Source organism: Catellatospora sp. NPDC049609 (genome assembly GCF_040675365.1).
Taxonomy (GTDB): Bacteria; Actinomycetota; Actinomycetes; order Mycobacteriales; family Micromonosporaceae; genus Catellatospora.
In genome coordinates this window covers 41,003-47,631 of sequence record NZ_JBFAOU010000048.1, presented here as the reverse complement: position 1 = coordinate 47,631, position 6,629 = coordinate 41,003, and the positions used below count along the sequence as shown (strand labels likewise).

6 protein-coding genes and 1 pseudogene are annotated in these 6,629 nt (G+C 74.2%); 6 read left to right on the top strand and 1 reads right to left on the bottom strand.

Annotation, left to right across the window (positions count from 1 at the left end; genetic code table 11):
• Positions 1-215: 215 nt before the first annotated feature.
• Positions 216-1,805 carry a hypothetical protein gene (locus AB0J67_RS16195; protein ID WP_363482481.1) on the bottom strand — a complete coding sequence of 530 codons (1,590 nt, stop codon included), beginning with the start codon at positions 1,803-1,805 and terminating at the stop codon, positions 216-218.
• 39 nt (positions 1,806-1,844) lie between these two features.
• Between AB0J67_RS16195 and AB0J67_RS16190 the strand changes: the two genes are divergently transcribed.
• The 6 genes and pseudogenes from AB0J67_RS16190 (at position 1,845) to AB0J67_RS16165 (ending at position 6,597) form a co-directional block, all read left to right on the top strand.
• On the top strand, positions 1,845-2,852 hold the full coding sequence (locus AB0J67_RS16190; RefSeq protein ID WP_363482478.1) for a tetratricopeptide repeat protein: 1,008 nt from the start codon (positions 1,845-1,847) through the stop codon (positions 2,850-2,852).
• Positions 2,849-3,634, top strand: a pseudogene (locus tag AB0J67_RS16185) (HAD-IIA family hydrolase); the annotation flags it as partial. The gene AB0J67_RS16190 and the pseudogene AB0J67_RS16185, both read left to right, overlap by 4 nt.
• A gap of 97 nt (positions 3,635-3,731) precedes the next feature.
• A complete protein-coding gene (locus AB0J67_RS16180; RefSeq protein WP_363482475.1) occupies positions 3,732-4,601 on the top strand; it encodes a hypothetical protein in 870 nt (289 codons plus the stop codon).
• A 40-nt stretch (positions 4,602-4,641) separates the two neighbouring features.
• Positions 4,642-4,866, top strand: coding sequence for a hypothetical protein (locus AB0J67_RS16175; protein ID WP_363482472.1), 225 nt, complete (start codon positions 4,642-4,644; stop codon positions 4,864-4,866).
• 5 nt (positions 4,867-4,871) lie between these two features.
• A complete protein-coding gene (locus tag AB0J67_RS16170; protein ID WP_363482469.1) occupies positions 4,872-5,693 on the top strand; it encodes a TlyA family RNA methyltransferase in 822 nt (273 codons plus the stop codon).
• 1 nt (position 5,694) lies between these two features.
• Positions 5,695-6,597, top strand: a complete 903-nt coding sequence (locus AB0J67_RS16165) for an NAD kinase (RefSeq protein ID WP_363482466.1) — start codon at positions 5,695-5,697, stop codon at positions 6,595-6,597.
• Positions 6,598-6,629 lie beyond the last annotated feature (32 nt).

Below are 6,629 nucleotides of genomic sequence, written 5' to 3'. Positions count from 1 at the left end.
GCCGATGGTACTGCAACGGGGACGTTGTGGGAGAGTAGGACGCCGCCGGACAAACGTTCCACACGAGGGCCTCCCCGCCAGGGGTAGGCCCTCGTGTGCGTTGTGCCGCCATTTTCCGCGGCATCAGGAAGGATGTACCCGTGAACGCGAGTGATAACGACAAGTCCGGACGTGACACGTCCGGCCAGGCCGGCCAGGGAGGTGGCGGAGCACGCTCAGAGCGGGGCGGAGCCGACCGTTCCCACGGCAAGCGTGAGGGTTTCCGCCGAGACGGCGACCGGGCAAGGGGCTACGACGGCGGATACGACCGTTCGCGTGGCACGGGTGAGCGCGGCGGATTCCGCCGTGATGAGGGCGACCGCGGCGGTTTCCGCGGTGGCGAGCGCCGCGAGGGCGGGTTCCGCGGCGGCGAGCGTTCCGGCGGCTCCGGTGGCTATGGCGAGCGCCGTGAAGGCGGCTACTCGCGTGGCGGCGACCGTCCCGGCTACGGCGACCGCGGGGGTGCCGGCCGCGAGGGCGGGTTCCGCGGCGGTGGCAGCCGTGAGGGTGGCTTCCGTTCCGGCGGCGACCGGCCCGCGTACGGCGACCGTCGTGAGGGCGGCTTCCGCTCCGGCGGCGACCGCGCTGGTGGCGGCGACCGCCGTGAGGGCGGCTTCCGCTCGGGTGGCGACCGGCCGGGCTACGGCGACCGCGGGGGTGCCGGCCGTGAGGGCGGGTTCCGCAGCGGTGGCAGCCGTGAGGGTGGTTTCCGCTCCGGCGGCGACCGTGAGGGCTTCCGTTCGGGCGGCGACCGCGCAGGCGGTGGGTTCCGCTCCGGCGGCGACCGGCCTGCGTACGGCGACCGTCGTGAGGGCGGCTTCCGCTCCGGCGGTGACCGTGAGCGTTTCGGCGGCGGTGACCGTCGCGAAGGCGGCTTCCGTTCCGGCGGCGACCGTACCGGTGGCGACCGTACCGGTGGCGACCGTACCGGTGGCGGCGACCGCCGTGAGGGTGGCTTCCGCCGCCCGTCCGGCGACCGTACCGACTTCCGCGGCGGCAGCCGTGAGGGCGGGTTCCGTTCCGGCGGCGACCGGCCTGCGTACGGCGGCAGCCGTGAGGGCGGGTTCCGCTCCGGCGGCGACCGCTCCGGCGGCGGCGAGCGTCGTGAGGGCGGTTTCCGTTCGGGTGGCGACCGTCCGGGCTATGGCGACCGTCGTGAGGGTGGTTTCCGTGGCGGTGACCGGGATCGTGCCGGTGGCGGAGAGCGTCGTGAGGGCGGGTTCCGTTCGGGTGGGGACCGGCCTGCGTACGGCGACCGTCGTGAGGGTGGGTTCCGTTCGGGTGGGGACCGTCCGGGCTATGGCGACCGTCGTGAGGGTGGTTTCCGTGGCGGTGACCGGGATCGTGCCGGCGGCGGTGACCGTCGTGAGGGCGGGTTCCGTTCGGGTGGGGACCGGCCTGCGTACGGCGACCGTCGTGAGGGTGGCTTCCGCTCCGGTGGCGACCGTCCCGGCTACGGCGACCGTCGTGAGGGCGGCTTCCGCGGCGGTGACCGTGAAGGCGGCTTCCGTTCCGGCGGTGACCGTGCGGGTGGCTTCCGTTCGGGTGGCGACCGTCCCGGCTCCGGTGACCGTCGTGAGGGTGGCTTCCGCTCCGGTGGCGACCGTCCCGGCTACGGCGAGCGCCGTGAGGGTGGCTTCCGCCGCGACGACGAGCGCGGTGACCGTGCGGGTTTCCGCGGCGGTGACCGGGAGCGTACCGGCGGCGATCGTGCCGAGGGTGCCGAGACGCGCGAGGTCGAGAGCGCGGGCCGTCCCGGACCGCACCTGCCCGACGACATCACCGCGGCGGACCTCGACAGCGAGGTGCGCGCGGAGCTGCTGTCGCTGGCCAAGCCGGTGGCCGACACGGTCGCCCGGCACCTGGTCGCGACCGGTCAGCTGATCGACGACGAGCCGGAGCAGGCACTCGAGCACGCCCTGGCGGCGCGCCGGCTGGCCTCCCGCATCGCGGTGGTCCGCGAGGCGGTCGGCCTGGCCGCGTACCAGGCGGGCGACTGGGCCAGCGCGATTGCTGAGATCCGTACGTACCACCGGATGACCGGTCGGCAGACGCACCTGGCGGTGCTGGCCGACTGCGAGCGTGCGCTGGGACGTCCGGAGAAGGCGATCGACCTGTTCCGCGGGGCCGAGCGCGAGAAGCTGAGCCAGCCGGAGGCGCTGGAGCTGCTCATCGTCGCGGCCGGGGCCCGTGGTGACATGGGCCAGCACGACGCCGCTGCGGCGATGCTGCAGGTGCGTGAGCTGACGGTGGAGTCCGAGGAGGACTGGGCGCCGCGCCTGCGGTACGCGTACGCCGATGCGCTGCTGAAGTCGGGGCGCACCGAGGAGGCGCGCGAGTGGTTCGCCAAGGCCGCCGCCGCCGACACGGACGCGGTGACCGACGCGGCCGAGCGCCTGCTGGAGATGGACGGGGTCGAGATCGAGGACGAGTCCGAGATGGACGAGGCCGATGGTGCCCCGGCCGCCCGCCGCACCGGCGAGGACGAGTCCGGCGACGCCCGTGACGACGACCAGGACCGGGACGAGGACGGCGACGACGAGGACGACCTCGACGACGACGAGGACTACGACGACGAGGACGACGACCTCGACGAGGACGAGGACGACGAAGACGACCTCGACGACGACCGCGACGAGGACGAGGACGACGACCGCGACGAGGAAGACGACGACGCGGACGACGAGGACGACGACGACCTCGAGGATCTCGACGAGAAGCCGTCGACCGACACCGGGAAGCCGTCGGCCGATGCCGACGCGGAGAAGCCGTCGGCGGACGCCGACGCGCAGAAGGCGGACGCGGACAAGTGACCGAGCTCGTCGAGAACTATGACCTGGTCATTTTCGATCTCGACGGCGTGCTTTACCTCATCGACCGCCCCATTCCCGGGGCGGTCGATGCGTTGGCCCGCCTGAGGGATCAGGGCAAGCCGGTGCGTTTCGCCACCAACAACGCGTCGCGTCGCGCGGCCGAGGTCGCGGCTTTGCTGCGCGGTATGGGCATCGCGGCCCAGCCGCACGAGGTGCTCACCTCGGCGGGCGCCGCCGCGGCGCTGCTGGCGCAGCGGCTGGAGCCGGGCGCGCCGGTGCTGGTGCTGGGCGCCCCGGCGCTGCGCGGTGAGGTCGCCGACGTGGGGCTGCGGCCCGTCGACAGCGCCGACGACAACCCGCGCGCGGTGGTGCAGGGCTTCGGGCCGGACCTGGGCTGGAAGCAGCTGGCCGAGGCGTGCGTGGCGATCCGCGCGGGGGCGTGGTGGGTGGCCACGAACACCGACCGGACCCTGCCGACCCTGCGCGGGCCGTTGCCGGGCAACGGTTCGCTGGTCGCACTGCTGGCCACCGCGCTGGAGCGGGAGCCCGACGTGGTGGTGGGCAAGCCCGAGCCGGGGCTGTTCGCGACCGCGGCCGGTCAGGCGTCGGCGCGCCGCGTGCTGGTCGTCGGTGACCGCCTGGACACCGACATCGCCGGTGCGCATCGGGCCGGAATGGACAGCCTGCTCGTGCTGACCGGTGTCTCCACGGCGGTCGAGGCCGCCGCGGCGGGCGGGCAGCTGCGCCCGACGTACGTGTCGGCGGATCTCGGGGGCCTCTTCGCAGCTCCCACGGTCCCGGCCCTGTAGCGTTGGTCGGCGGAAAGGTACGCGCCGCGAGGACGTGGCCGGAACCGGGCATCAGTCGGCAGGAGAGGTGGTGACCGCCGTGGCGCAGAAGTCGGGCGAGCCGATGCAGGACGTGGTCAAGGCGTACCTCGAGCTGGCCTTCGGGCTGACCGAGGCGTCGAAGAAGAAGGCGGAGAAGACCGTCAAGAAGGCGGCCAGGGAACTGCTGGGCAAGAGCGGCGCGACCGCGTCGCAGCTGCAGGCGATGGCCGAGGAACTGGTCACCACCGGCATGCAGAACCGGGAGGCCGTGGCGCGGATCGTGCGGCTGGAGCTCGACCGTGCCCTGGGCCGGGTCGGCCTGGCCACCGCCGAGGAGGTCGCCACGCTGACCGCCCGGATCGAGGATCTGGAGGGCCAGCTCCGCGAGGCGAAGGCCACCGCACCGTCGGGCGCCGACGGCACCGCGACCGCGTCGGGGGTGAGCTCCGCCAACGGCTCCGCCGCGAGCACCGTCCCGGCGGCACAGCCCGTCGCGAAGAAGGCTGTGGCTAAGAAGGCCGTGGCCGGCAAGGTCGCGCCGCCCGCCGTGCGGGTGCCGCCGGCGGCCGGGATCGCCGAGCGTCCCGTGGTGATCGAGCGCGAGCGCGAGCTGCCGAAGCCGTCGGCCAAGGTGGCCGAGCCCGCCAAGGCCGCGCCGAAGCCGGCACCGCCCAAGAAGGCGCCGGCTCCGGTGGCGCAGAAGGTGTCGAAGGCCGTCGCGGCCAAGGCGGTGGGCGGCAAGGCCGCCGGCCAGAAGACGGCGGCGGGCCGCAAGGCCGCGGTCGACGCCGCGGTGGAGCAGCCGGCCGCGAAGGTGGCGCCGGTCGCGTTCAGCGCGGCCGAGGACGTGCCGGTGGCCGCGAAGAAGGCGACGGCGAAGAAGACCGCGAAGAAGACCGCAGGCCGGGCGTCCGCGTGAGCAAGCGTCGCGCCGCCGCACAGCGTTACGAGGAGAGGGCATGAGCTCGCCGCAGCTGCCGCTGTCGTTCTCACCGGCGGTCCCCGCACCGCGTCCGATACCGACCCCGGCGACCCTGATGCCCGGCCCGACCGGCCACCACGCCGTCGACGCGGCGGTGCGGTCCGTGGCCAACGCCGCCGACCTGCCGCTGGCCGAGCAGCTCGCGGCGTACGAGGCCGCGCACCGGACGCTGCGGGAAGTCCTCTCCGCGATCGAGGCGTAGCGCACATGGCACGTCGTACCCGCCTGGACGCGGAACTGGTCCGCCGCGGGCTGGCCCGCTCGCGCGAGCAGGCCGGTGAGCTGATCGCCGCCGGCCGGGTCGAGGTCAAGGGCACCGTGGCGCACAAGGCCGCGGCCATGGTCGACCCGGCCGACGCGGTACGCGTGACCGGCGAGGCCACCGGCGACGACTACGTGTCGCGGGGCGGGCACAAGCTGGCCGGGGCGCTGGCCGCGTTCACGCCGCGCGGGCTGACCGTGGCCGGCCGCCGCTGCCTGGACGCGGGCGCGTCCACCGGCGGCTTCACCGACGTGCTGCTGCGCAACGGTGCGGCCGAGGTGGTCGCCGTCGACGTCGGCTACGGCCAGCTCGCGTGGTCGCTGCGCACCGACGAGCGGGTGAAGGTGCACGAGCGCACCAACGTGCGCACCCTCACCCCGGAGCTCATCGGCGGGGTGGTCGGGCTCACCGTGGCCGACCTGTCGTTCATCTCGCTGCGCCTGGTGCTGCCCGCGCTGGCCGCCTGCACCGACGGCGACCTGGTGCTGATGGTCAAGCCGCAGTTCGAGGTCGGCAAGGAGCGGGTCGGCACGGGCGGCGTGGTGCGCGACCCCGCGCTGCGGGCCGAGGCGGTGCTGGACGTGGCCGCCGCGGCGACCGGGCTCGGCCTGGGTGTGGCCGGGGTGACGGCCAGCCCGCTGCCCGGCCCTTCCGGCAACGTCGAGTTCTTCGTATGGTTCCGGCGTGACGCACCCGCCCCCGAGGTGGCGGACATTCGCGCTGTGGTGGAGGCTGGGGTGCCGAACGCACCTGACGCGGAGGACTGAATTGACGGAGCGCGTGGCGCTGCTGGTCACCCATACCGGCCGGAAGGACTCCACCGACCATGCCCGCACGGTCGCGCAGGACCTGATCGCCGCGGGCTTCACCGTGCGCGTGGTGGCCGAGGAGGCCGAGGACCTGGACCTGTCCGGGGTGACGCCCATCTCGGGCGCCTGCGCGGCGCAGGGGGCCGAGATCGTGTTCGCGCTCGGGGGCGACGGCACCCTGCTGCGCGCCGCCGAGCTGGCCCGCCCCGAGGGCGCGCCGCTGCTCGGCATCAACCTGGGCCGGGTGGGTTTCCTCGCCGAGGCCGAGATCGCCGACCTGGACCTGGCCGTACGTGACGTGGTCGCGCGCGCCTACAGCGTCGAGGAGCGGATCACCATCGACGTCACGGCCGAGCTGGCCGGTGAGGTGATCGCGGAGTCGTGGGCGCTCAACGAGGTCACCGTCGAGAAGGGCAACCGCGAGCGCATGCTCGAGCTGCTGGTCGATGTGGACGGCCGCCCGCTGTCGCGCTACGGCTGCGACGGCGTGGTGTGCGCCACCCCGACCGGCTCGACGGCGTACGCCTTCTCGGCGGGCGGACCCGTGGTGTGGCCGCAGGTGGAGGCGATGCTGCTGGTGCCGATCAGCGCGCACGCGCTGTTCAGCCGGCCGCTGGTGACCGCGCCCGACTCGGTGATCCAGGTGACCATCGACCCGTACACCGAGCACGCCGTGATGAGCTGCGACGGCCGGCGGGTGTTCGGGCTGCCGCCCGGCGCGCAGGTCACCATGCGTCGCGGTGCGCTGCCGGTGCGCGTGGCACGGCTGCGGCCGCGGCCGTTCACGGACCGGCTGGTGGCGAAGTTCGGGCTGCCGGTGGAGGGCTGGCGCGGCCACGGTCCGCGACACCCCGGCCACTGACAGGCGCGGGAGAGTGGCCCGGCGTGACACTG